A 24,089-nucleotide genomic window follows, 5' to 3' on the forward strand; every position below is an offset into this window, starting at 1 on the left:
CCCGGTCCTCCGACCGGGCGGGGGCGCGCCCGTTACGCCAGTTCGGCCGCCTCGCCGCCGAACACCACCGCCCCGCGCCGCAGTTCGTACACGATCGCGGCCCGGCCGCGCAGCACCGGCGGCAACCGCTGCTCGGCGACCACCACGCACGCGTCGAGCCCGGCCAGCAGTTCGTACGTGTGGGCAGCGACCGCGGGTGACATGCCTTGAGCCGGTTCGTCGACGAGCACCACGCGTGCGCGTGCCAGCAGGGCCCGGGAGAGGGCCAGCATCCGCTGCTCGCCGCCGGAGAGGGTGCCGGCCCGGCGGGGGAGCAGCGGGCGGAGTTGCGGGTAGGCATCCAGGGCTACGGCGTAGTCCCGGGCGGCGAGTTCGAGGTTCTCGTGGACGGTGAGGGACCCGAACACGGCCTGCCGTTCCGGCACCAGGCACAGTCCCCGGCGGGCCCGTTCGTGCGCGGACACCCGGGTCACGTCGGCGCCGTCCCACACCACCGCGCCGCCCGACAGCGCGACCGTACCGGCGAGGGCGCGCAGCGCGGTCGTACGGCCGGAGCCGTTGCGGCCCAGCAGGATCGTGAGCCCGTGGGCGGGGGCGGCGAGGGTGATGCCGTGCAGGGCTTCGAGGGGGCCGTAGCGCACCCGCGCGTGGCGCAGGGAGATGGTCATGCGGGGGTCTCCCGGGCGTCGAGTGTGTCGAGGACGCGAGCGGGCGGGCCGGAGGTGATGATCCGGCCGGCCGCCATCACATGGACCACGTCGGCGAGGTCGGCGACCAGATCGAGGTCGTGCTCCACGACGAGCAGCGCGGTGCCCTCGGCGGCCAGGGCCCTCAACACCCGGGTCAGCGCGACCACTTCGGCGGTGTCGAGTCCGGCGGCGGGCTCGTCGAGGAGCAGCACGCGCGGGCCGCCCGCGAAGGCCCGGGCCAGCTCGACCCGGCGCAGCGTCCCGGTGGGCAGCCCGGCGGCGGGCAGCGACCGTACGTCCCCATCGAGCCCGAACAGCCGCAACGCCCGCTCCACGGCGCCCGGATCGGGGACCCGGCCCTGCTCGGCGCCGACGCGCACGTTCTCGGTCACGGTCAACGACGGGAAGACGGCCAGCTGTTGGAAGGTCCGGGCCACGCCGAGCCGGGTGCGGGCATGCGCGGGCAGCCGGGTGATGTCCCGCCCGCCGAGCCGAACCCGCCCGTGCAAGGGCCGCACCGTCCCGGCCAGACAGTGGAACAGGGTGCTTTTTCCGGCTCCGTTGGGCCCGACGACGGCGGTGACCTGTCCCGCCCGCACCACGAGATCGACTCCGTCGAGCGCGGTGAAACCGCCGTAACGGGCGTGCAGGGCATGGGCGGTGAGGAGGGGCGGGGTGAGCCTGCGGGGTTGAGCGGTGCGTGGCCGTGGCGGGTGAGCGTCTTCAGTGGGCGAGGTGGACGTCGCGTCCCGGGGTGGCGGTTCCGCCGCGTCGCCCCGCTGCCCGAGTCCGGCACCTCGCCCCCGCCGCTCCCGCGCCCCAGTCGCCCGCTCGGCGCCCTGCCCCGCTCGGCGGGCAACGCCCGTGTGCGCAGCGGCCGTTGAGACCGCCTGTGCGCGCTGCCCCCGCACGCCCGCCACCCGCAATCTCCGCCGCACCCCCACCCCCACCGGCGTGAGCCGCACCCGTCGTCGTAGGCGCAGCCGTCCCGCCGCCGCACGCAACGCCTCGTACGGCCCGCCGGGGAACCGCCCCACGCACACCGCCAGCACCCCGACCAGCGCCGCCGCGACCCCGCCGCGCGCCCCCGCGTCCAGCCCCACCAGCAGAGCCGCGGCCGCCAGGGCGCCCAGTGTGCTGTCGGCGCCGAGGACGACCACCGCGGCGAACCACAACAGCCCCCGTACCGGGTCGTAGGCCGAAGGGTCGAAGGCGCGCAGGCCCATGCCGAGCATGCCGCCGCCGAGGGCGGCCAGGGCGGCGCCCGCGACGAAGGCCAGGAGTTTCAGGGACGGGACCTGGACGCCCGCCGCGGACGCGCCCGGCTCGTGGTCCCGCAGCGCGGCGAGGGCACGGCCCGTACGGCCCCGGCGCAGGGCGTGGGTCACCCACAACGCGCTTGCCAGGAGGGCGAGTTCGAGGACGTAGTACGCGCGGTCCCCGTCGAAGCCGGACGGGCGGTCCAGCGCCAGGCCCGACGTGGCGTACGGCTGGGCGAAGACGAAGCGGCTGACGCCGACGCCGACCGCGAAGGTCGCGAGGGCGAGGGACAGGCCGTGGCGGCCGATCGCGGGCCAGCCCGTCACGAGGCCCAGGGGAGCCACCAGGAGCACCGCCAGCGCCAGCGCGGCCAGTTCGGGCAGGCGGGGCACTCCCGGGAAGCGGCCCGCCGCCAGCAGTGCTGTGAACAGGGCGCCCAGGCCCGCGTACACCGCCTGCCCCAGCGAGATCTGCCCGCCGCGCCCGGTGACCACCACCAGGGACAGCAACACCACACCCAGCGCCGGGACTTGGACCGAGGTGTGCAGATCCGTGCCCGCGAAGCCGAGGGGGAGCAGGAACAGCACCACGGCCACGATCCAGGCACCGGGAGGCGTGGCGACGCGGGCCGTCGCCGTACGCGGGAGGGCGTCACGGGAGCCGAGTCCGGGCAGCACCAGCGCCGCGACCAACAGGGCGACCACGAACAGGTTCGCGCCCACCGCCTGCACCAACTGCCCATGCCAGCCCGCCAGATGAAGCCGCGTCAACTGGCTCTGTCCGACCCCGATCCCCAGCGCCACCACCACGGCCACCGGCAGGCTCCGCATCCGCGCGGCCACCGCGACGGCCACCACCTCCATGACGAGCAGCGGCAGGCCGTACGGGTCCAGGCGCACGTAGGGCGCGAGGAGCACGCCTGTCAGACCCGCCGTGAAGGAACCGAACGCCCAGCCCGCCGCCGCCACCCGGTCCGCGTCCACGCCACCCAGTACCGCGAGTCGGCGGTTGTCCACCACGGCCCGCAGCTCCCGCCCGAAACGCGTCCAGCGGATCACCGCCCCGACACCCGCAGCGAGTACCAGCACCACCGCCAACTGGCCCCAGGGATCGGCCGACACCAACTCCGGCGCGTCGTCCCGCGCCCCCTGCCCCCACACCAGCGCCGCCCCGCCGACCAGCAGCACGAACACCCCGATGGACGCGACCAGGGTCTGCGCCGGGTCGCCGCCCAGGACCGCCAACGGGCGGAAGACGAACCGTTCCAGGGCCACCCCGATGCCGGGCGCCAGGACCAGCAACGTCACCACCGCGCCCAGCCACAGCGGCCAGCCCCACCCGACCACGCACTGCCGCAGCGCGTACGCGCACACCATCGTGACGGCGCCGTGCGCGAAGTTGAGGACTCCGGTCGCCCGGTACGTCACGATCAGGCCGATCCCGGTGAGCGCGGCGGCGCTGCCGACCGAGAGTCCGGCGAGGGTGAGGTCGTAGGTGAAGGAGGACATCAGTCGTCGGCTTCGGCGGGCTCGCAGATCGGGCAGGGGCTCAGCTCGCCGTTCGCCACCAACTTCGAGTCCACCGGCACCGCTTCCGGCTTCCCGGCGACCAACGGGCAGTCCGCGCGATGCCACAGCGTGCCGCCGGGCACCATCAACAGGTCCCCGCTGACCGCCAGGGGCGCGGCGGCGGCCTGTGCGGACTCCTCGGCGTCGGCGGGTTCGGCGGCCACGAGAAGGCCGTACAGCTCCTCCACGCGCGCGGCGGCGAGGGCGTTGCGGCCGTGGGCGAGGAGTACGGCACCGGCGACGATCAGCGCGGCGCCGGGGATCGTGCAGGAGGCGAGGTAGGGGAGTTGGCGTTCCGCGTAGCGCTCGCCGGAGATGCCGTACCAGCCGATCACGCACAGCACCGCGCCTGCGGCGAGCGCGGCCCAGCCGGCCCACAGGGCGGGGTGCACGGTCCGCAGTCGGGGTGTCCGCATTTCCGGCTCCCACATGTCATGTGTCTGTCCATGCCAGCCAATGGCTTGCACTATGCCTTCTGACACCTGACCTGAAAACACCGGGCGAGCACAGCCCGGACCGACACCCGGTGGTGAGCCAGATGGTTCTCGGGAGCGACCTCAGGCGAAGGAACACAAGGCAGCGGCGGGGCACGGTGGTTACGGCCGCCCTGGTTCTCGTGCTCGGCCCGGCCCTGGCGGCGTGCAGCGACGACAGCGGCGGCGGGAGCAGCGCACCACCGCCCACCCCGTCCGTCGAGCAGCCGACGAGCGCACCGGCGACCGCGCCCGCGGACCCGGCCGCCGCCACGACGCAGATCAAGGCCAACTGGAAGAAGTTCTTCGACCCGGCCACCTCCACCAAGGACAAACAGGCCGTCCTGGAGAACGGCGAGAAGATGGGCCCGGTCCTGAAGGCCTTCAGCGGTGACAAGCGTGGCGGGCAGGTCCAGGCGGACGTCCAGAAGGTCGAGTTCACCTCGGCGACCAGGGCGACCGTGACGTACAGCCTGACCCTGAACGGCGCCACCGCCCTGCCGAGCGCCTCCGGGACGACCGTCGAACAGGACGGCACCTGGAAGGTGTCCGTCAACACCCTGTGCGCGCTGGTGGCGTTGAGCGGCGATGCCTCGCAGTCGCCCGGGGCGGGCTGCTGAGGCCGCTGTCGCGGTGCTGCTGCTCCTCGGGGGCACGGCCTGCGGCAGCCGCCTCCCGGAGAGCGACTTCGAGCACGGCAACTCCCGTACGCCCGCGCCCAGCAGCGGCACACCGATCCGGGTCGGCATCATCACCAGCGCGACCAGCCCGGTCGGCGGCGACACCTTCACCGGCCCCCGCGACGGCGCCAAGGCGTACTTCGACCGGCTCAACGCGCGCGGGGGCATCGACGGGCACCAGGTGGAGGTCCACCTGTGCGACGACGGCGGCAGCGGTGTCGGCAACAACGAGTGCGTGCACCAACTCGTCGACGAGGACAAGGTCGTCGCCCTGGTCGCCACCACCGCCCTCGACTACGCGGGCGCCTCCCGCGTCTCCCACGCGCGCGTGCCCGACATCGGCGGCCAGCCCATCGGCGCCGCCTACGACACCTGGCCGCACCTCTACGGCATCTACGGCAGCCTCGCGCCCCGCGCCGGGACTCCGGGCTGGGGCGGGCGGTTGTACGGCGGCACCGAGGTCTACCGGTACTTCAAGCGCGAGCGGGGCGCCCGTACCGCCGCCGTCGTGTCGTACAACCAGGCCGCGTCCGCCGCCTACGCCCGCCTCGTCGAGCAGGGACTGAAGGCCGAGGGCTACAAGGTCGTCAGCGAGCAGGTCGACTTCGCGCTGCCCGACTTCCGTGCCGTGGCGGCCGACCTGAAGCAGCAGGGCGCCGACCTCGTCTTCGACGCCATCGACACGCACGGCAACGTCCAGCTGTGCGAGGCGATGGACCAGGTTGGCGCCAAGGTCATCGCGAAGGTGACGAACGTACAGAACTGGACGTCCACCGTCCCCGAGGACTACAAGGACTCCCCGCGCTGCCGCAACGCGCTCTGGGCGACCGGGTCCAGCCGCGACTTCGACGACACCTCCCAGCCGGCCGTACGGGATTTCCGGGACGCGACGAAGGGGCTGAAGACGCACTCCCAGTGGCAGTTGGAGGGCTGGGCGGCGGCGATGTGGTTCACGGACGCGGCGAGGTCATGTGCGAAGACGAAAACGGGCGTCACGCGCGCGTGCGTCGACGGCTTCATGAACCGGAGCGAGAACTACACCGCGGGCGGTCTGCTGGTTCCCGTCTCCTTCGAGCGGCTCGCCGAACCGCCGAAGACCCGCAGGACGTGTCTGTCGGTGGCCCGTTGGCAGGACGGCAAGGGATGGGTCCCGCAAGGGGACATGAACAGCACTTGTTTCGAGGTGCCGCAACTGCCGTACCGCCCTTGATGCGGGCCGCTCTTGATCCAGACCGTCCTTGATGGAGACTTCGACCATGTTGGAGACCTCGGCACGACTGCTGCGCCTGCTCTCGCTCCTCCAGGCCCACCGCGAGTGGTCCGGCGCCGACCTGGCCGACCGGCTCGGGGTCACCCCGCGCACCGTGCGCCGGGACGTGGACCGGCTCCGGGAGCTGGGATACCCGGTCAACGCGAGCCCCGGCACGGGCGGCGGCTACCAGCTGGGCGCGGGCGCAGAGTTGCCGCCGCTGCTCCTGGACGACGACGAGGCGGTCGCCGTGGCCGTCGGGCTGCGCACCGCCGCCGGGCAGGGCATCGAGGGCATCGGCGAGACCTCGGTGCGCGCCCTCACCAAGCTCGAACAGGTCCTGCCGCACCGGCTGCGCCGCCGGGTGGGCGCCCTCAACGCGTTCACCGTGCCGATGCTGCGCAACACGCTGCCGTCCGCCGTCGACCCCGCCGTCCTGACCGAACTGGCCGCGCTGTGCCGGGACGCCGAGCGACTGCGCTTCGAGTACCGGAACCACGACGGCACCCCGACCCGCCGCAGCGTCGAACCGCACCGCCTGGTGTGCACCGAGCGCCGCTGGTACCTGGTCGCCTGGGACCTGGACCGTGCGGACTGGCGCACCTTCCGCGTCGACCGCGTCACGCCCAGGCCGCCGCACGGCCCGCGCTTCACCCCGCGCGAGCCACCGGCCGAGGACCTCGCCGCGTACGTCTCCAAAGGGGTCTCCACGCGCGCGTACGCCTCGCACGCCGTCGTCCGCCTGCTCGTGCCCCTCCAGGAGGCCGTCGAGCGGATCTCACCGTCCGCCGGGACGCTGGAGGCGGACGGCCCGGACGCCTGCCTGCTGCGGACCGGGGCCCCGAACCTCGATGTGATGGCGATCCACGTGGTGATGATGGGCTTCGAGTTCGAGGTCCTGGAGCCGGTGGAGCTGGCCGAGACGATCAGGGCGGCCCGGGACCGGCTGTCCCGGGCGCTGGACCGGCACGGCCAGGGTGCCCACGGCGATTCTGTGCTGGAACGGTGAAACTCTTATGCGGCGTCAGCTCCCGCAGTACCGCACGGAATCGGAAAGGAAAGGGGCGCCGGACCGGTTCTCGCGGAACTTTCCGACGGGCTATTCGGCGAGCCGGACAGACATGCGGGAATTACGTTCGAATGTCTGCGGAAGACGTACGGAACCGCTCATACGTGTGAGGGAGGCAGAACAAAACACACGTCCTGATCCTGTGACAGAAGTGTGACCGGAGAGGGACGAAGAGAGCGGGAGAGGGGCTAGCGTGGCGGGCATGGCACCCATTCCGACTCCACCGGCGGAGCCCCAGGACAGTCCGAACACCTATGTCGGCCTCGACGCGCCCGAGGCCGAGCGGCTCGCGCGGGAACGGGGGTGGTCGACCGTGCGGTCGCTGCCGCCGGGGGCGATCATCACCATGGAGTACCGCGCGGGGCGGCTCAACTTCGAGGTCAAGGACGGTACGGTGGCGCGCGCCTGGAAGGGCTGACGCAGGCACGACGAAGGCCCCGGTTCCGCTGGCGGAACCGGGGCCTTCGTGATGCGGGGATGGGTCGTGCGTACCGGCCCCGCTGCTCGGTGGAGTCAGCTGCCCGCCGCCGGACGGGCCGCCGCCGAGGCGGTGCCGCGCGCCACCCGGTCCGGGTGCGGCGGGCGGCGGCTGCCGATCGGGGTGACCGGGGTGCGCTCCGAGCGGGTGGTGTGCGGGCCCGGGGCGAGATGGGCGGGCGGCCGGGCCGCGCGGCTCGCGGTGACCGTCTCGCGGGCCGCCGGGACCTCGTCGCCCGAGGAGGCGCGTGGCTTGAGCAGCACCGGTGCGGTGACCGGGGACGTCGGAACGGGTGCGGGTGCCGTACGGCCGCGGCGGGCACGCCAGCGGTCGCGCAGGTCGAAGATGCGGGTCTCGGCCAGCGCGATCAGCGGCTCGCACCACGGGAGGGCGAGCAGGACCAGCAGACCGGCGGCCCAGCCGAGCAGCACGTCGCTCAGCCAGTGCGTACCGAGGTAGACCGTGGCGAGACCGACGCCGAGCGAGGTGACCGCCGACGCGGCCGACAGCCAGCGGCGGGCCGCCGGCGTGGAGGCCAGATACGCCAGAATCCCCCAGGTCACGACCGCGTTGGCGGTGTGGCCGCTGGGAAATATATCGCCGCCCAGACCCATCTCGTTCGAGCCGATGACGGTGGCGTAGTGCGGGCCGAGACGGCCCATGCCGAGCTTGGCGGCGCCGACCGTGATGTTCAGCAGCAGCAGCAAGGTGCCCAGGGTCAGCAGCGGGCGCAGCGTGTGCTGCCGCCACGAGCGCCAGCCCAGCCAGGCCGCGACCATCACCGCGGTGGGGCCGCGCTGGCCCAGCACCACGTAGTAGTCGACGAACCAGTGGATGCCGGCCCACTGCTGGTACGGCCGGAAGAACATGACCTGCCAGTCGAACCGGACCAGCCAGGAGGTGGTCACGACAAGCCACACGATCGCCAGATAGAAGGCCAGGGTCGCCGCGAACAGCACGACCCTGTGCCGGCTCATCTTCGGCACATCGATGTTGGCCGGCCGTTCCGGTTCCCGGTCCAGCCTCGCGAACACCCGGTCCAGACGGGTGAGGTTTCGTTCGGTACGCACTCAATCGACGTTACAGCGAGTGAGTGTGGATCCCCGTCGAATCAGCGGCTTTGTGATGACGATGTGATGTGGGAAAGCTCTCAGGGGCAGGTTTATTTCCGAGGATTCCGCAATCCCTGATGGCTCCGTCCTTCAATTCCTTTGATCATGCCGGGCCCCAGTTTTATGGCACTTATGAATTAGTTCACCAAATCCTGGGGTGGAATTAGCCGAACGCTCACCGGTCGCCCCGGAGCGGATCAGGGCGGACCGGAGCCGTTCAGCCAGAACGCCCCGTACACGGCCGAGGCCACCGCGACACCGCCCACCACCCACGCTGACCTGGAGATACGCAGCCGCGCCAGCGCCAGCGCGAGGGGGAGCAACAGGGGGAAGACGGGCATCAGCAGGCGCGGTTTCGAGCCGAAGTAGCTCGACGCGCACAGCGCGAGCGCGGTCACGACGCCCGTGTAGACCAGAAGCGGGAGCGGCTGGCCCTGCCGGACACCCACGACGTACAGCCAGATCACCAGTCCGACGCCGACGACCAGTCCGACCCCGGCCAGGGCCGACGGGAACGACGTGAACTTGTCGCCGACGAAACGGGCGAAGGCGGCGCCGCCGTCGAAACCGTTGCGCCAGCCCGCCTGCACGTCGAGATAGCCGAGCGGACCCTTGCCGGTGCGGTGGCCGACCCACAGGACATAGCCGGCGGCGCCCAGGGGCGCGATCAGCATGCCGAGGGCGCGTCGCCAGACCCGCGCGCCGGGCGCGGGCGCCGTGCTGCGGTCCCGCACAAAAGAGGTGCCCGCGCGCGGGGTGAATCCGGTGAACGAGGCGATGCCCGCGACCCACACCGCCGCGACCACGGCGAGCCCCACGGGCCGCGTCAGCCCGGCGAACAGCGCGAGCGCGCCAGCCGTCAGCCAGCGGCCCGTCAGCACGGCGTACAGGGACCAGGCGGCGAGCGCGGTGAAGAGCGACTCGCTGTACGCCATCGACTGCACGATCCCCACCGGGAGCACGGCCCACAGCAGCACGGCGCACACCCCGGCCCTACGGCCGTACACGTGCTCCACGACGGCGAAGATCCCCCAGGCCGCCGCGAGCGAGGCGAGCAGGCTCACCACGAAACCGCCGTCGGCGTACGACAGCGGGGACACCGCGTGCATGAACCTTTCCAGCCAGGGCAACAGCGGGAAGAAGGCGAGGTTCGAGTGGACGTCGCCGTTCGGGAGGCGCACCTCGTAGCCGTACCCGAGCTCGGCGACCCGGGTGTACCAGAGGGCGTCCCAGCGGGCCGTCAGCAAGGTGTGGGCGTTCTTGCCGCGGGCCGCGCTCCACACCGCGAGCACCACCAGACCCAGGGCGCGGACGGCGGCATACCCGAGGAGGGCCGGGGCCGCCCGGCGCAGCGGTGCTTCAAGATCGGTCACGGGCTTGATTATCGAGGGTGCACGGAACCGGCAGGCCCGGCGGGGCGTGGTCCACGGGAGGGGGAGTGGTGTACGCCACACGTGTTGTCCGGGGAGTGTGAGAGGTCCGCCACGTGGCATTGGCGTGAACTCGCGTACGCTGACGGCTCACTCGCCTTCGTTGCGCGGGTCGGAGACACCGCTCCTCTCCGACCGCAGTCCCGGGGAGTCCCCACCCCGTGAGCCCGCCGAACGCGAGGGAACATCTGGGAGGTAGTACATGTCCGGGACGACCACGGCCGCCGCAGCGCTGCGCCGTCGGGCGGCCGGGGCCGGTGCCAACCGCTGGGTCGTCCTCGTCGTCCTCTGCGTCAGCCTGCTGCTCGTCGCGCTCGACGCCACCGTGCTCCATGTCGCGGTGCCCGCCGTCACCGAGGACCTCAAGCCCGGCGCGATAGAGCTGCTCTGGATCGTCGACGTCTATCCACTGGTCTGCGCCTCGCTCCTCATCCTCTTCGGCACGCTCGGCGACAGAGTCGGCCGCAGGCGAATCCTGCTCCTCGGCTACGGCCTCTTCGGCATCGCCTCCGGGCTGGCCGCCCTCGCCCATGACGCCCAGGTCCTGATCCTCGCGCGGGCACTGCTCGGTGTCGGCGGCGCGATGATCATGCCGGCCACGCTCTCGATCCTCCGCCAGGTCTTCCCCGACCGGCGCGAGCGGGCGGTGGCGATCGGCGTGTGGAGCGCGGTGGCCGCGGTGGGCGCGGCGGTGGGCCCGTTGCTGGGCGGGTTTTTGTTGGAGCACTTCTGGTGGGGCTCGGTCTTCCTGGTCAACATCCCGCTGATGCTGATCAGCCTGCCGATCGGCCGGCTCCTGCTGCCCGAGTCCCGCGGCGACCGCAACGGCCCGTGGGACGTCGTAGGCGCGCTGATGGCCGCGGGCGGACTCTTCGGTGCCGTCCTCGGAGTGAAGCGGCTCGGCGGCGGGGAACCGGCGGAGAGCGCGTGGACCGTGGCCCCGCTCGTCGTGGGCGCGGTACTGCTGGTTCTTTTCGTACGACGACAACGGCGCCGTACGCATCCACTGGTGGACCTGACGATGTTCCGCAGGCCGGCGTTCAGCACCTCCGTCGGCTGCATCGTGCTGGCGATGCTGGCACTGGTCGGCCTGGAGCTGATCGCGGCGCAGTACCTGCAACTGGTGTTGGGCCTGTCGCCTCTCCAGACGGGTCTACGACTGCTGCCGCTGACGTTCGCGGCGATGGCGGCGGGGCTGTTCGGGGCGCGGATGCTACGGCGTTTCGGCCCGCGCCGGATGGTGTGCTTCGGCTTCTGCCTGACCGCGGTCTCGGTGCTGACGCTGACCGCGATGGGCGGGCGGGACAACACCGGGCTGCTGCTCTTCGGGTTCCTGCTGCTGGGCTTCGGCCTGGAGATGACGCTCTTCGGGGCGTACGAGTCGATGCTGAGCGAGGCACCGCCGGCTCAGGCGGGCGGCGCGGCGGCGATAGGGGAGACCTCCTACCAGCTCGGCGCCGGTATCGGCATCGCGCTCCTCGGCAGCGTGATGAACGCGGCGTACGCGCCCGGGCTGTCGTCCGTTCCCGGTGTACCGGCGTCCGCGTCGGCCTCGGCGGGGCATTCGCTGGGGGAGGCCTACGACGTCGCCGCGCGGCTGGGCGGGGTACGGGGCGCCGCCCTGCGCCACGCGGCACGGGACTCCTTCGTGCACGGCCTGCATGTGACGTTGCTCGTCAGCGCGGGGCTGTTGCTGCTGGGGGCGGTGATGGCGTTGCGGTTGCCGCGGGTCATGCAGTGCGAGGTGCCTGCGGCGGCGGTGGGGGTACCTGCCCCCAGAGAAGTCGCAGAGTCCCGCGTCTCAGCCTGAACAACACTCTCCCACCCACGCACCACCCGTTTACGGGCGATCGAGAGGTGAGCGTGTCCTGTGGGGGTGGCCCGCCGTCGGCGGCTGCGGGCTGCGGGCTGCGGGGCCCCGAGCACCGGGGGGCTGGGACGTGGTCGTGGGCGCGGTCGCCCGCGGCGGTCGGCCCCCGCGGTAGACGGTCACCCCTCGATCGCCCGTAAACGGGTGGGCGGGTGGGAGAGGTTTGGGGCTGTGCTGGACGTGCCCGAGTCGTCGTCGTAACGTCGAGCCCGTTGTCGTAACTAGCGGTGATAGTTTTTAGTGCCGGAGGCTGTGTCATGGCTGCGTCCCCGAAGTTGCCCCCCTTCGACCCCGCCGACCCCCTCGGCATCGACGACCTGCTCGACCCCGAGGACCTCGCGATCCGCGACACCGTCCGGGCGTGGGCCGCCGACCGGGTGCTGCCGTACGTCGCCGAGTGGTACGAGAAGGGCGAGTTGCCCGGGATCCGGGAGCTCGCGCGGGAGTTGGGGGGTATCGGGGCTCTGGGTATGTCGCTCAGTGGGTACGGGTGTGCCGGTGCCTCCGCCGTCCAATACGGGCTCGCCTGCCTGGAGTTGGAGGCCGCCGACTCCGGGATCCGGTCGCTCGTTTCGGTGCAGGGGTCCCTCGCCATGTACGCCATCCATCGCTTCGGGAGTGAAGAGCAGAAGCAGGCGTGGCTGCCGCGCATGGCCTCCGGTGACGTCATCGGCTGCTTCGGGCTCACCGAGCCCGACCACGGCTCCGACCCCGGCGCGATGCGGACCTACGCCAAGCACGACGGCGGCGACTGGGTCCTCAACGGGCGCAAGATGTGGATCACCAACGGGTCGGTGGCCGGTGTCGCCGTCGTATGGGCGCAGACCGATGACGGGATTCGCGGCTTCGTCGTACCCACCGACAGCAGTGGATTCTCCGCTCCGGAGATCAAGCACAAATGGTCACTCCGCGCATCCGTCACCAGCGAACTCGTCCTCGACGACGTGCGGTTGCCCGCCGATGCCGTGCTGCCGGACGTGGTCGGGTTGAAGGGACCGCTCAGCTGTTTGTCGCACGCTCGTTACGGAATCGTGTGGGGTGCGATGGGCGCGGCGCGTGCTTCCTTCGAGTCCGCGGTCGCGTATGCGAAGACCCGGGAGCAGTTCGGGCGGCCGATCGGTGGCTTCCAGCTCACCCAGGCCAAGCTCGCCGACATGGCGGTCGAGCTGCACAAGGGGATTCTGCTCGCCCATCACCTGGGGCGGCGCATGGACGCAGGGCGCCTGCGTCCCGAGCAGGTCAGCTTCGGCAAGCTCAACAACGTACGAGAGGCCATCGAGATCTGTCGTACGGCACGGACCATCCTCGGTGCCAACGGGATCTCGCTGGAGTACCCGGTGATGCGGCACGCGACGAACCTGGAGTCGGTGCTCACGTACGAGGGCACCGTCGAGATGCACCAGCTCGTGCTGGGCAAGGCGCTCACCGGACTCGACGCCTTCCGGTAGACCGGCGGCTCGGGAGCAACCCTGCGGGAGGCAGGGCCGGTAAGCGGCCCTGCCTCAGCTCTGGTTGAAGAAACCGTCCTCACGGCGCACGGCGGGGTCGCCGCTGACGATCTCCGTGTTGGCGGGGGTCAGCAGGAAGACACGGTTCGCGACCCGCTCGATCGTGCCGCGCAGGCCGAAGGTGAGGCCGGCCGCGAAGTCGACCACGCGCTTGGCGTCGGTCGCCTCCATCGCCGTGAGGTTCACGATCACCGGGACGCCTTCCCGGAACAGCTCGCCGATGGCGCGGGCGTCCCGGAAGCTGTCCGGGGTGACCGTGCCGATCCGGCGGCCCTTCACCTCGGCGACGTCCTCGGCCACCTTCACCCGCGGATCCGTGACCCAGGCATCCCCGGGCTGCTCGGTCCCTTCGGAGTAGTCGTCGTCGTAGTAGCGCTCGTCATCGTTGTCGTCGACGAGCCCAAGCCAGGCACTTGCCTTGCGTACCGATCCCATGGACGCCTCCTCTCACAGCGGTCTTTCTTGCTTTCCGCATCCCTATGGTCATCCATGATGCGGATCGCGCGCCAAGTGGATAGACGCCGCGCGGGGGGTTTGTGACGCTACTGGTGCACAGCCCATACGTCGAGGGCCCCTGTGTATCAAGGGTGTTGCTGGATAGGGCTGCTGACTGAGAGTGAAATATGATTCTTCCCGGCGTCCGGGTGACGGCTGGTGCGTACGGGTGAACGGGGTGGTCGAAACGACGCGGCTGCTCAACGCCCGGTCAGGTGCCCTGTCGAACTCCGAACGCCATGTCAGATGTCGTACACGCCACGGGGGGTTGTCGTGTTCGGAATGGTCCGGCCTTGCAGTCATCGGCTCGGAGAGAGCCTCAAGACGCAGTGGATGGCGCATTTGTGCGGGCTGTGTCTCGCGCTGCGCGGAGATCACGGGCAGTTCGCGAGGGTTGTCACCAATTACGACGGTTTGCTGCTCTCTGTCCTGACGGAGGCTCAGGTCGAGCGGGCGGGCGGTGGATGGCGCCGTACGGCCGGGCCCTGCCCGTTGCGCGGGATGCGGACCGCGTCCGTCGCGCAGGGCGAGGGGGCGCGGCTCGCGGCGGCCGTCTCGCTGGTGCTCGCCTCCGCCAAGGTGCGTGACCATGTCGCCGACGGGGACGGGCTGCTGGCCCGCGGGCCGGTGGCGCTGGCCGCGCGGCGGGTCGCCGGGAGCTGGGGGCGGGCCGGGGCGCGGACCGGTTCCGCCGTCGGGTTCGACGCCGCCGTGCTCGTCGACGCGGTGGAGCGGCAGTGCGGCGTCGAGGCGCTCGCCGGGCTCGGGACGCCGCTCCTGACCGTCACCGAGCCGACCGAGACCGCCACCGCGGCGGCCTTCGCGCACACCGCGATCCTGGCCGGACGGCCCGGCAACGCCGTACCGCTCGCCGAGGCCGGGCGCCTCTTCGGACGGCTCGCGCACCTCCTGGACGCCGTGGAGGACAGGGAGGCGGATGCCGCGGCCGGTGCCTGGAATCCCCTCACCGCGACCGGCACCCCGCTCACCGAGGCCCGGCGGCTGGCCGACGACGCGCTGCACGGGATACGGCTCGCGCTGCGGGAGACATCCTTCACCGACGGCAAGCTGGCGCATCTGCTGCTCGCGCACGAACTGGGGCGCTCGGTGGACCGGGCCTTCGGGACCCGGTCGTGCGGGCACGGGGCCGGGTATGGGCACGTGTCGCAGCCGCAGGGTGCCTTCGGGCCGCCGGGGACTCCTTACCTCCCGAGCGATCCGCGGCACGGCGGCAATCCCTACGGCGGTGAGCCCCCGCGGCCCGACAAGCGCGGCTTCCGGGCCGGGTGCGCCGCAGCTCTCGGGCTGTGCTGCACCTGCAAGGTGTGCTGCGCCGACGAGTTCGAGGGGCCGTGGTCGCGGCGGCAGCGCGAGGGGTGCTGCTCCGACTGCTCGTGCTGTGACGCGTGCGAGTGCTGCGAATGTTGTGAATGTCTGTCGTGCTGCGACTGCTGACCGTCACCCGCCGAACGTGACGGGCAGTCACCGCCGCTGTATACGTGCCGCATAGGGATCATGGCTGACCTGCCGGGTCCGGCGGAGCGTGTTTCGGCGCGGTAAAACAAAAACATGATCCGGTGACCGGTGTGCCGTGAGTGTCGTTGGGCGGGAGCAGAACCATTTCTGCCCCAGGTTCGATCCCCGATCAACTCCCGATCAACTCGCCACCCACTTAAGGCACTTCAGTGGACGTCACAACAAAAGCGACCACCAGCATCCGCGCCAGGCTGCTGAGGATTCTGATTCTCGCCCTCGTGGTCCTGCTCGCACTGCTCGGCGTCGCGGCCGCCGAACAGATCTCCGCCTATCGCAACGCCTCCGCGACCGCCGACAACGCCCGCCTGGAAATCACCCTCCAGGGACTCGTCCACGAACTGCAGAAGGAGCGCGGACTCACCACCGGATACGTCGGCGGCGTCAAGCAGTTCAACGCCAAGCTGCCCACGCAGCGCAAGGCCACCGACGCCGCGCGCGAGCAGTTGGACGTGACCCTGAAAGGGCGTGAGGACTCGGCCGCCGGTTCCGTGCGCGAGTCCCTCGGCCGGCTCGACGGCCTCGCCGGCATCCGCAAGGACGCCGACGACGGCACCGGCGTGGTGAAGGACACCTTCGACTACTTCACCACCACGATCACCGTCCTCGACCGGCTCGACCTCGGCCTCGAAGACGTTCACGACGGCAACCTGCGCGATGCCTACCAGGCGCTCCAAGTCCTCGGCAACGCCAAGGAGTTCACCGGCGAGGAGCGGGCCATCGTGCTCGGCTCCGTGCGCGCCGGGAAGTTCCGCGGCGACGACTACAGCCGGTTCATGGAGATCCGCGCCGGGCGCCTCGCCGCCCTCGACGCCTTCCCGCGGTCGGCCACCGCCGTGCAGGAACGGCGCCTGAACACCGCCCTGACCACGCCCGACGCCGAGCGCGCGCTGGCGTACGAGAGCAAGGCGGTGCATGGCACGGGGAAGCTGAAGTCGAGTGCCGTCCCGCCGATGGCCTGGTGGGACTCCATGACCTCCACCATCAACGGGATGCGGAGCGTACAGATCGGCCTCGGCACCGATGTCGAGAACCGCGCCGCCCAGCTGGAGAGTTCGGCCCAGCGCGACCTGCTGCTGTTCCTGGTGCTCGTGCTCGGCACGATGGCCGCGCTCGGCGCGCTGGCCCTCGACTGCGTACGGTCCGTGTCCTCGCCGCTCGTCGAACTCGCCCAGCAGGCACGGGAGGTGGCCGGGAGCCGGCTGCCGCAGGCCGTGGCCGCCGTACAGGACGGCTCGTCCGGGGAGGCACCGCAACCGCCCGCTCCGCTGTCCGTGGGCGACCGGGCCGGGGCCGAAGTCCGGGAGGTGGCCGAGGCGTTCGACCGGGTGCAGCGGTCCGCCTTCGAACTCGCCACCGAACAGGCCGTGTTGCGGCGCAACGCCACCGACTCCCTGGTGAGCCTGGGCCGTCGCAACCAGAACCTGGTGCGCCGGCAGATCAGCTTCATCAACAAGCTGGAGCACGAGGACGCCGACCCGGCGACCCTCGCCAACCTCTTCGAACTCGACCACCTGGCCACCCGTATGCGCCGCAACGCCGAAAGCCTCCTCGTGCTCGCCGGAGAGTCCAGCCCCCGCCCTTGGGCCACCCCACTGGCCATCAACGACGTACTGCGTGCCGCGCTGTCCGAGGTCGAGGAGTACCGGCGGGTCACCCTGCGCCGGATCGAGCCCGCGTTCGTCACCGGCTCCGTCGTCGTCGAAATCGCCCATCTGCTGGCCGAGTTGGTGGAGAACGCGCTGAGCTTCTCGCCGCCGGACTCCGATGTGGAGATCGAGGGGCGGCGCACCAGCGCCGGCTATCTGGTCGCGATCGTCGACCACGGCTTCGGCATGGACAACCAGGCCCTCGCCGAGGCCAACGTACGACTGTCCGGCACCGCCAGCTTCATGGCCGAACCCACCCGGTTCCTGGGCCACTTCGTGGTCGGCGCGCTCGCCCGCAAGTGCGGTATCGAGGTACGGCTCGGCGAGGCACCGGCGGCCGGTGTGGTCGCGCGGGTGCTGATCCCCGCGGGGCTGCTGACGGAGCAGGCGGTCGAGGCGAAGCCCTCGGTCCCGGCACCGAGGAAGGCGGAGACGGACGTGGCGCCGAAGCCTGAACCGGCGGTCGCCCCGGTGGCCGCCAAGGGCGGTTCGTCCGCCGCACGCACCCGCAACGGCCTGGTCAAGCGGCCGCAGCGGAGCGGTATCGCGGCAGCGGTGAGCGAGACCGACCGGACCGACCGGACCACCCCCACCGCACCGCCCAACCCGGAGCGGACCCCCGAACAGGTCTCCGGGATGCTCTCCACCCTGCGCAGCGCCCACATGCGGGGCGGGATCAGCGTCGAGAAGGAGAAGCAGCAGAACGCCGAGACGAACGAGGGTGCCGCCAAGTGACCGCCGTCGACACCCAACACGACTCGCAGACCTTCAACTGGCTGCTCGCCAACTTCGTCAAGAGCACCGACGGCGTACGGGACGCGGTCGCCGTCTCCTCCGACGGGCTGCTGATCGCCGTGTCGGACGGGCTCGGGCGGACCGAGGCCGACCATCTCGCCGCGATCGTCTCGGGGTTGAGCAGCCTGGCCCGTAGCGCGTCCAAGCGGTACAGCTTCGACGGGGTCAAGCTCATCATGATCGAGATGGGCCGGGGTTTCCTGCTCGTCTCGGCGATCCGGGACGGCAGCTGTCTCGGTGTCCTCGCCGACAGCAGCGGTGAACTGGGCCTCGTCGGCTACGAGATGGCGGTGCTCGCGGAGCGGGCGGGTGATCTGCTCACCCCGACGCTCATCGCCGATCTGCGGCAGGCGTTGCCACGGTGAACGGTGAACAGCCCAGGGACGTAGACCCTGTTGAGGACGCGACGTTCGTCCGGCCGTTCATCATCACCGGCGGCCGGTCCGAGCCTCTCCAGGCCGATCTGCGGCTGGAGACGCTGGTCGTCGCCGTCGGCGTGCCGGATCCGTCGCTCGCCTTCGAGCGGCGCCACATCGTCGCGGTGTGCGAACAGCCGACGACAGTCGCCGAGGTGGCGCACCGGGTCGGCGTGCCCCTCGGAGTGGCCAAGGTGCTGATCTCCGACCTCGTCGTCGCCGGGCAACTCGCCTGTCGGCAACCCGCGGAGCTGCCGCTCCCGATGCTCGAAAGGATCAGGGACCATGTCCGGGCGCTCTGACAAGATCGTGCCGCTGGCCGTGAAGATCGTGGTCAGCGGCGGCCTCGGGGTCGGCAAGACCACGTTCATCGGGGCCATTTCGGAGATCGAACCCCTCGACACGGAGGCGGCGATCACCCAAGTCTCCGTGGGCGTCGACTCGTTGGAGGGCGTCGAGGCGAAGACCACCACGACCGTCGCCCTCGACTTCGGGCGGATCACACTCGACCCGACGATCGCGCTGTACCTGTTCGGGACGCCCGGGCAGGACCGGTTCTCCTTCCTCTGGGACGACTTGGTGGAGGGCGCGCTCGGCACGGTGGTCCTCGTGGACACCCGGCGGATCGAGGACTGCTTCCCTGCGGTCGACTACTTCGAGTCGCAGGGCGCGCCGTTCGTCCTCGCCGTGAACCGGTTCGACGGGGCGGAGCGGTTCGATGTGGACGAGGTGCGGGAGGCGTTGGGGCTGGGCACGGATGTGCCTGTGCTGGAGTGCGACGCGCGTGAACGGGACTCCGTACGGGACGTGTTGGGGGCGTTGATGGATCGGGTGATCGGGGTTCGGGCCACACCACGACGTCGTACGGCCGCCCTGACGCGATAGGAGAGGGGGGAGGGGGCCGGTCCGCGAACTCGGCCCCCTGTACGCCTAGTTCTTCAGTTCCGGCGGCGAGATCTGCGACTTCGCTATCGCCGAACCCGTCGTCCCCCACTTCTTGAGGATCTTGTCGTAGGTGCCGTCCGCGATGAGCTTGTTCACCGCGGCCTGGAATGCCGGGGCCAGCTTCGTACCCTTCTTGAAGGCGAAGCCGACGTCGAGGCGGTGGAACTCGTTGAGGAACTTGACGCCGGTCTGCTGGGCGACGGCGTAGCGCAGGCCGTTGATCGTGGACATCACGACGTCGCTGCGGCCCTGTTGGAGGGACGACCAGATCGCGCCGGACTCGCTGTAGGTCTGCACGCTGTACGCCTTCTTGCCGGCGTCCGTGCAGACCTTCTTGTTCTCCTCAAGGGTGGCCTCGAAGGTGGTGCCCGCGCCGGTCGCCACGTTCAGGCCGCACAGCTGCTTGAGGTCGGTGATCTTGCCGAGCTTGCTGTCCTTGCGGGTGGCGAAGCCCTGGCCGTCGTTGATGTAGGTGACGAAGTCGATCGTCTTGCGCCGTTCGTCGGTCACGCCGAAGTTGCTGGCGCCGAAGTCGTACTTGCCGCTGTCGAGGGCCGGCAGGATCGCCTCGAAGCTGGCCTGTTCCGTCTTGAGCTTGATGCCGAGGACCTTCGCGACGGCGTCCGCGAAGTCGACGTCCTGGCCGGTCAGCGTCTTGCCGTCGTCCAGGTAGGTGGTGCCGGGTGGCGTGCCGCCGACGGCCACCGCCACGGTCAGGCTCGTGACGCCGGACGGCAGCAGCTCGGCCGCCGCCGCGTCCTTCGGGATGGCCGAGACGACGTCCGTGGTGGGGATCTTGGCGGCCTTGGCCGCCGCCGCGTTCGCCGTGGTGCCGCTCGCGTCGTCCGAGCCGGAGCCGCATGCCGTGAGGAGCAGGGCTGCCGAGGTAATCAGAGCAAAGGGTGCGAAATGCCGATAACGGGTGCGCGTGGGCGTACGCATCGTGTGCGGTCTCCTGAGAGCAAGAGTGAGCAGAACCCGAGGGGAGGGTGAGAGGTGAGGGGTGCGCGTGTGAAGGCGAAGGAGAGGGTGCGGGGGAGAACGCGAGAAGCGCCCGATCAGGCGGGAGAACCGGGGATCAGGGCGTGCAGTGGGTCAGCTCAACAGGAAGAAGACCACACGCGACCGAGGTCGATGTGGGAGCGCTTGACCAGCCACTGCTGTGGATGCATGGAGTAAGTGGAACAGGCATCCGGTTGGGCGTCAACCGACTTGAGACGTACCGCTCACAGTATGGACAGCCTTGACAGCAAGGGGAAACGGCGCCGTACCCTCGGTGGACGGCCCTGCTGAGGGGCTCGGCCGTACGGCGCCGAAAGGCGCCCTGTGTGAAGGCACCCACCCGTGTTCGACCTTCCCCCACTCTCGACTTCGCTCGAGCGGGGGGACCCCCACCACGGAGTTGTCTTCCCATGTCTTCCGACACCCTCGCCAAGTCAGCCGCCGCACCGGACATACCCGAGTTGGCCGGCTCCCCGCGGATCGTTCCGCAGCGCCGTCTCGGCCAGTGGACGGCCGCCGTTGCCGTACTCGTGCTGCTCGGACTCGCCGTCACCTCCGTCGCGCGCAACAAGGCGTTCCAGTGGGATGTGGTCGGCGACTACTTCACCTCGGACTCCGTGCTGCGCGGCCTGTGGCTCACCCTCTGGCTGACGGCCGTGGTGATGGTGCTCGGCTTTGTGCTGGGCGCGCTGCTCGCGGCGGCCCGGCTGTCCGCCAACCCCGTGCTGCGCGGCGTCAGTTGGGGCTACGTCTGGCTGTTCCGGTCGATCCCGATCCTGGTGCAGCTGCTGCTGTGGTTCAACATCGGGGCGCTGTACCCGCAGTTGCTCGGCGTGAAGACCGTCAACCTGTTCACTCCGATCGCGGTCGCGATCATCGGACTCACCCTGCACGAGGCCGCCTACGCCGCCGAGGTCGTCCGGGGCGGCATCCTCTCCGTCGACCGCGGCCAGGTCGAGGCCGCGCAGGCGCTCGGACTGAGCCGGTGGCGCCGCTGGTGGCGGATCGTGCTGCCGCAGGCGATGCGCTCCATCGTGCCGCCCGCCGGGAACATGCTGATCGGCACCCTCAAGGGCACCTCGATCGTCAGCGTCATCGCCGTCCAAGACCTGCTGTTCTCCGTGCAGTTGGTCTATCACCGCACCTACCAGGTGATCCCGCTGCTGATGGTCGCCACCATCTGGTACACCGTCGTCACCTCGGTGCTCAGCGTCGGCCAGTACTACGTCGAGAAGCACTACGCGCGCGGTTCGGAGCGCACCCGATGAGCGCGCCCAGGCGGACTCTTGTGATCGTCGGGGCCGGGCCGCGGGGGACCGGTCTCATCGAGCGCATCGCCGCCAACGCGGCTGAGCTGTACGGCGGTTCGGGCACCGCCGACGGTCTCGACATCCATCTCGTCGACCCCCATCCGCCGGGCGCCGGACGCATCTGGCGCGCGGCCCAGTCCCCGCTGCTGTGGATGAACTCGCACGCCGAGGACGTCACCATGTTCACCGACGAGACGGTGGTCATGGACGGTCCGGTACGCCCCGGGCCCACGCTGCACGAATGGGCCGCCATCGACGGCAGCGCCTTCGCCGACCGCCAACTCCAGGGTTCCTACCTGCGCTGGGTGCACGAGCAGTCCGTGGCCGCGCTGCCGCCGGGCATCACCGTCCACCACCACCCGCAACGGGCCCTCAGGATCAGCGGCCCGCGCGAGGGCCGTCAGCAGGTCTGGCTGGAGGGCAGCCCGAACCCGCTCCCCGCCGACCTCGTCGTCCTCGCCCTCGGCCACCTCGACGCCGAACTGGACGAGGACCAACGGGACTTGGCGGCGTACGCCCGCGCCCACGACCTGGTCCATCTGCCGCCCGACTTCACCGCCGACAGCGACCTGTCCTCCCTCGTCCCCGGCGAACCCGTCCTCGTCCGCGGCTTCGGGCTCGCCTTCGTCGACCTGATGGTGCTGCTCACGGAGGGCCGGGGCGGACGCTACGACGGCGACACCTACGTCCCCTCGGGGCAGGAGCCGGTGCTGTACGTCGGGTCGCGGCGCGGAGTGCCGTACCACTCGAAGATCGGTTACGAGTGGAGCGGTGAACGGCCGCCGCTGCCACGGTTCTTCGGGCCCGCCGAGGTCGACGCGATACTCGCGCAGCCGGGGGGCTTCGACTTCCGGCGGGACGTATGGCCCCTGATCGAGAAGGAGTTGGGGTTCGCGCACTACCACCGGCTGTTCGGTGTGCACCCCGAGCGGACGAGCATCGCCTGGACCGACTTCGAGGAGAAGTACGCGGCCGGGGAGGCGGCGGAGCGTGAGGCACTCGTGGCGTCGGCGGTGCCCGACCCCGCCGACCGGCTCGACCTCGCGGCACTCGACCATCCGCTGGACGGGGTGCGGTACGCGTCGCACGAGGAGTTCCAGGAGGGGCTACGGGCTTATGTGGAAGGGGATCTGAGTCGCCGTCACGATCCCTCCAACAGCCCGGACTTGTCGGTCTTCCTCGGACTGCTCTCCGTCTACGGGCAGTTGATCCGGCTCGGTGACGTCGGGCCCTGGTGGCACGGCTTCTTCAGCTATCTCGCCTCCGGGCCGCCCGGACCCCGGCTGCGCCAACTCCTCGCGCTCTCCCGGGCCGGCATCGTGCGGTTCGTCGGCGCGGACATGGCCGTAGCCGCCGAGGACGGGGTGTTCCGTGCGTCGAGTGCGACCGTGCCGGGTGTGACGGTCGAGGCGCGGGCGCTGGTGGAGGCGCGGTTGCCCGAGCCCACGGTCGGGCGGTCTGTCGATCCGCTGCTGCGTCAACTGCACGACGACGGGGCCGTGGTGGAGAGCCCCGAAGGGTTGCTGCGGGTGGACCGTACCGACGGCCGGATCCTCAATCGGGACGGGCAGCCGCATCCCCGGCGGTTCGCGCTCGGGCCCTACACCGACGTACGGACGCCCGGCGCGTTCACCCGGCCACGCACCGGCGGGCCGGCCTTCCGGCAGAACGACGCCACCGCGCGGGCCGTACTGGCGTTCCTGCGGGACCTCGCGTGTCCGGCTACCGCGTAGCCCTCAACCGCCAACTCCGCTGCCAGCACAAGGGATTCACACCATGACCGTCATGGTCGACATCAGGTCCGTCCACAAGAGTTTCGGGTCGCTCGAAGTGCTCAAGGGCATCGACCTCGCGGTGCGCGCGGGCGAAGTCACCGTGATCCTGGGCCCGTCCGGGTCCGGCAAGTCGACGCTGCTGCGCACCATCAACCACCTGGAGAAGGTCGACCAGGGTCTGATCAGCGTCGACGGCACACTCGTCGGCTACCGGCGTTCCGGCGACAAGCTGTACGAACTGCGCGAGCGCGAGGTGCTGAAGCAGCGCACCCGGATCGGGTTCGTGTTCCAGAACTTCAACCTCTTCCCGCACCTCACCGTGCTGGACAACATCATCGAGGCACCCGTCTCCGCGCTGAAACGCCCTCGCCGAGAGGCAGTTGAGCGCGCGCGCCGACTCCTCGACCGGGTGGGGCTCGCCGACAAGGCCGACGCCTACCCGAAGCAGCTCTCCGGCGGTCAGCAGCAGCGGGTCGCCATCGCCCGCGCGCTCGCCCTGGAGCCGAAACTGCTGCTCTTCGACGAACCGACCTCCGCGCTCGACCCCGAGCTGGTCGGTGAAGTCCTCGACGTCATCAAGGACTTGGCCCACCAGGGCACCACGATGATCGTCGTCACCCACGAGATCGGCTTCGCCCGCGAGGTCGCCGACACCGTCGTCTTCATGGACGACGGGCGGATCGTCGAGCAGGGCGCCCCCACCGACGTACTCGACCGACCCCGGCACGAACGCACCCGGACCTTCCTGTCCAAGGTGCTGTGACGTGTGCAGAAAGGGACTCC

At 70.8% G+C, this 24,089-nt stretch carries 20 protein-coding genes and 1 pseudogene; 14 read left to right on the forward strand and 7 right to left on the reverse strand.

What is annotated here, in order from left to right; all coding sequences use genetic code 11:
• Positions 1-32 precede the first annotated feature (32 nt).
• From AB0I69_RS15735 to AB0I69_RS15745, 3 genes are read right to left on the reverse strand one after another with little or no spacing between them, the layout of a single operon-like run.
• On the reverse strand, positions 33-668 hold the full coding sequence (locus AB0I69_RS15735) for an ATP-binding cassette domain-containing protein (protein ID WP_363096201.1): 636 nt from the start codon (positions 666-668) through the stop codon (positions 33-35).
• Positions 665-3,457 (reverse strand): ATP-binding cassette domain-containing protein, encoded by a 2,793-nt coding sequence (locus tag AB0I69_RS15740; RefSeq protein WP_363096202.1) that lies wholly within the window; start codon positions 3,455-3,457, stop codon positions 665-667. Before AB0I69_RS15740 ends, AB0I69_RS15735 begins: the two co-directional genes overlap by 4 nt.
• On the reverse strand, positions 3,457-3,933 hold the full coding sequence (locus tag AB0I69_RS15745) for a hypothetical protein (RefSeq protein WP_363096203.1): 477 nt from the start codon (positions 3,931-3,933) through the stop codon (positions 3,457-3,459). Before AB0I69_RS15745 ends, AB0I69_RS15740 begins: the two co-directional genes overlap by 1 nt.
• 122 nt (positions 3,934-4,055) lie before the next feature.
• Between AB0I69_RS15745 and AB0I69_RS15750 the strand changes: the two genes are divergently transcribed.
• From AB0I69_RS15750 to AB0I69_RS15765, 4 genes and pseudogenes are all read left to right on the forward strand, one after another.
• Positions 4,056-4,610: a hypothetical protein gene (locus tag AB0I69_RS15750; RefSeq protein WP_363096204.1), complete on the forward strand. Its 555-nt coding sequence runs from the start codon at positions 4,056-4,058 to the stop codon at positions 4,608-4,610.
• Positions 4,579-5,880: an ABC transporter substrate-binding protein gene (locus AB0I69_RS15755; protein ID WP_363096205.1), complete on the forward strand. Its 1,302-nt coding sequence runs from the start codon at positions 4,579-4,581 to the stop codon at positions 5,878-5,880. Before AB0I69_RS15750 ends, AB0I69_RS15755 begins: the two co-directional genes overlap by 32 nt.
• 46 nt (positions 5,881-5,926) lie before the next feature.
• Positions 5,927-6,886 (forward strand): annotated as a pseudogene (locus AB0I69_RS15760) (YafY family protein); the annotation flags it as partial.
• A gap of 304 nt (positions 6,887-7,190) precedes the next feature.
• On the forward strand, positions 7,191-7,406 hold the full coding sequence (locus AB0I69_RS15765) for an I78 family peptidase inhibitor (protein ID WP_317888130.1): 216 nt from the start codon (positions 7,191-7,193) through the stop codon (positions 7,404-7,406).
• 95 nt (positions 7,407-7,501) lie between these two features.
• On the opposite strand, the gene AB0I69_RS15770 is transcribed toward AB0I69_RS15765, so the two are convergent.
• Both AB0I69_RS15770 and AB0I69_RS15775 read right to left on the reverse strand, forming a co-directional pair.
• Positions 7,502-8,536, reverse strand: a complete 1,035-nt coding sequence (locus tag AB0I69_RS15770) for a phosphatase PAP2 family protein (protein ID WP_363096206.1) — start codon at positions 8,534-8,536, stop codon at positions 7,502-7,504.
• A gap of 239 nt (positions 8,537-8,775) precedes the next feature.
• Complete coding sequence (locus tag AB0I69_RS15775) at positions 8,776-9,951, reverse strand: hypothetical protein (RefSeq protein WP_363096207.1); 1,176 nt, start codon at positions 9,949-9,951, stop codon at positions 8,776-8,778.
• Between the two features lie 259 nt (positions 9,952-10,210).
• Here AB0I69_RS15775 and AB0I69_RS15780 point away from each other — a divergent pair, with 259 nt between their 5' ends.
• Together AB0I69_RS15780 and AB0I69_RS15785 are read left to right on the forward strand one after the other, a co-directional pair.
• Positions 10,211-11,818 carry an MFS transporter gene (locus AB0I69_RS15780; RefSeq protein WP_363096208.1) on the forward strand — a complete coding sequence of 536 codons (1,608 nt, stop codon included), beginning with the start codon at positions 10,211-10,213 and terminating at the stop codon, positions 11,816-11,818.
• A 317-nt stretch (positions 11,819-12,135) separates the two neighbouring features.
• A complete protein-coding gene (locus AB0I69_RS15785; protein ID WP_363096209.1) occupies positions 12,136-13,326 on the forward strand; it encodes an acyl-CoA dehydrogenase family protein in 1,191 nt (396 codons plus the stop codon).
• A gap of 54 nt (positions 13,327-13,380) precedes the next feature.
• Here the strand turns inward: AB0I69_RS15785 and AB0I69_RS15790 are convergent, their stop codons facing one another.
• Positions 13,381-13,821, reverse strand: coding sequence for a cell division protein SepF (locus tag AB0I69_RS15790; RefSeq protein ID WP_019059292.1), 441 nt, complete (start codon positions 13,819-13,821; stop codon positions 13,381-13,383).
• Positions 13,822-14,154: 333 nt separating this feature from the next.
• On the opposite strand from AB0I69_RS15790, the gene AB0I69_RS15795 reads away from it, so the two are divergent.
• The 5 genes from AB0I69_RS15795 (at position 14,155) to AB0I69_RS15815 (ending at position 19,159) form a co-directional block, all read left to right on the forward strand.
• The gene (locus AB0I69_RS15795; protein ID WP_363096210.1) at positions 14,155-15,336 is read left to right on the forward strand and encodes a DUF5685 family protein; all 1,182 of its coding nucleotides are present in this window, start codon (positions 14,155-14,157) and stop codon (positions 15,334-15,336) included.
• 230 nt (positions 15,337-15,566) lie between these two features.
• Positions 15,567-17,798, forward strand: coding sequence for a nitrate- and nitrite sensing domain-containing protein (locus AB0I69_RS15800; protein WP_363096211.1), 2,232 nt, complete (start codon positions 15,567-15,569; stop codon positions 17,796-17,798).
• Positions 17,795-18,223 (forward strand): roadblock/LC7 domain-containing protein, encoded by a 429-nt coding sequence (locus AB0I69_RS15805; protein ID WP_019074895.1) that lies wholly within the window; start codon positions 17,795-17,797, stop codon positions 18,221-18,223. Before AB0I69_RS15800 ends, AB0I69_RS15805 begins: the two co-directional genes overlap by 4 nt.
• A complete protein-coding gene (locus AB0I69_RS15810; protein ID WP_363096212.1) occupies positions 18,220-18,576 on the forward strand; it encodes a DUF742 domain-containing protein in 357 nt (118 codons plus the stop codon). The genes AB0I69_RS15805 and AB0I69_RS15810 overlap by 4 nt, the downstream gene beginning before the upstream one ends.
• On the forward strand, positions 18,560-19,159 hold the full coding sequence (locus tag AB0I69_RS15815; RefSeq protein ID WP_363096213.1) for an ATP/GTP-binding protein: 600 nt from the start codon (positions 18,560-18,562) through the stop codon (positions 19,157-19,159). Before AB0I69_RS15810 ends, AB0I69_RS15815 begins: the two co-directional genes overlap by 17 nt.
• A gap of 45 nt (positions 19,160-19,204) precedes the next feature.
• On the opposite strand, the gene AB0I69_RS15820 is transcribed toward AB0I69_RS15815, so the two are convergent.
• Positions 19,205-20,161, reverse strand: a complete 957-nt coding sequence (locus AB0I69_RS15820) for an ABC transporter substrate-binding protein (RefSeq protein WP_363096214.1) — start codon at positions 20,159-20,161, stop codon at positions 19,205-19,207.
• Between the two features lie 470 nt (positions 20,162-20,631).
• Here AB0I69_RS15820 and AB0I69_RS15825 point away from each other — a divergent pair, with 470 nt between their 5' ends.
• The 3 genes from AB0I69_RS15825 to AB0I69_RS15835 are packed head-to-tail and all read left to right on the forward strand — an operon-like array spanning position 20,632 to position 24,069.
• Positions 20,632-21,489, forward strand: coding sequence for an amino acid ABC transporter permease (locus AB0I69_RS15825; protein ID WP_363096215.1), 858 nt, complete (start codon positions 20,632-20,634; stop codon positions 21,487-21,489).
• Positions 21,486-23,264, forward strand: coding sequence for an FAD/NAD(P)-binding protein (locus AB0I69_RS15830; RefSeq protein WP_363096216.1), 1,779 nt, complete (start codon positions 21,486-21,488; stop codon positions 23,262-23,264). Before AB0I69_RS15825 ends, AB0I69_RS15830 begins: the two co-directional genes overlap by 4 nt.
• Positions 23,265-23,307: 43 nt before the next feature.
• On the forward strand, positions 23,308-24,069 hold the full coding sequence (locus tag AB0I69_RS15835) for an amino acid ABC transporter ATP-binding protein (RefSeq protein WP_363096217.1): 762 nt from the start codon (positions 23,308-23,310) through the stop codon (positions 24,067-24,069).
• The last annotated feature ends 20 nt before the right edge of the window (positions 24,070-24,089 follow it).

It is taken from the genome of Streptomyces sp. NPDC050508, assembly GCF_040655155.1.
Taxonomy (GTDB): Bacteria; Actinomycetota; Actinomycetes; order Streptomycetales; family Streptomycetaceae; genus Streptomyces.

Bases quoted from the DNA above. Each gene is read 5' to 3' on its own strand.
- AB0I69_RS15820 (WP_363096214.1), bottom strand. From the start codon at position 20,161: ATGCGTACGCCCACGCGCACCCGTTATCGGCATTTCGCACCCTTTGCT.
- AB0I69_RS15830 (WP_363096216.1), top strand. From the start codon at position 21,486: ATGAGCGCGCCCAGGCGGACTCTTGTGATCGTCGGGGCCGGGCCGCGG.
- AB0I69_RS15745 (WP_363096203.1), bottom strand. From the start codon at position 3,933: ATGCGGACACCCCGACTGCGGACCGTGCACCCCGCCCTGTGGGCCGGC.
- AB0I69_RS15785 (WP_363096209.1), top strand. From the start codon at position 12,136: ATGGCTGCGTCCCCGAAGTTGCCCCCCTTCGACCCCGCCGACCCCCTC.
- AB0I69_RS15740 (WP_363096202.1), bottom strand. From the start codon at position 3,457: ATGTCCTCCTTCACCTACGACCTCACCCTCGCCGGACTCTCGGTCGGC.
- AB0I69_RS15755 (WP_363096205.1), top strand. From the start codon at position 4,579: ATGCCTCGCAGTCGCCCGGGGCGGGCTGCTGAGGCCGCTGTCGCGGTG.
- AB0I69_RS15835 (WP_363096217.1), top strand. From the start codon at position 23,308: ATGACCGTCATGGTCGACATCAGGTCCGTCCACAAGAGTTTCGGGTCG.
- AB0I69_RS15735 (WP_363096201.1), bottom strand. From the start codon at position 668: ATGACCATCTCCCTGCGCCACGCGCGGGTGCGCTACGGCCCCCTCGAA.
- AB0I69_RS15780 (WP_363096208.1), top strand. From the start codon at position 10,211: ATGTCCGGGACGACCACGGCCGCCGCAGCGCTGCGCCGTCGGGCGGCC.
- AB0I69_RS15815 (WP_363096213.1), top strand. From the start codon at position 18,560: ATGTCCGGGCGCTCTGACAAGATCGTGCCGCTGGCCGTGAAGATCGTG.
- AB0I69_RS15825 (WP_363096215.1), top strand. From the start codon at position 20,632: ATGTCTTCCGACACCCTCGCCAAGTCAGCCGCCGCACCGGACATACCC.
- AB0I69_RS15765 (WP_317888130.1), top strand. From the start codon at position 7,191: ATGGCACCCATTCCGACTCCACCGGCGGAGCCCCAGGACAGTCCGAAC.
- AB0I69_RS15750 (WP_363096204.1), top strand. From the start codon at position 4,056: ATGGTTCTCGGGAGCGACCTCAGGCGAAGGAACACAAGGCAGCGGCGG.
- AB0I69_RS15790 (WP_019059292.1), bottom strand. From the start codon at position 13,821: ATGGGATCGGTACGCAAGGCAAGTGCCTGGCTTGGGCTCGTCGACGAC.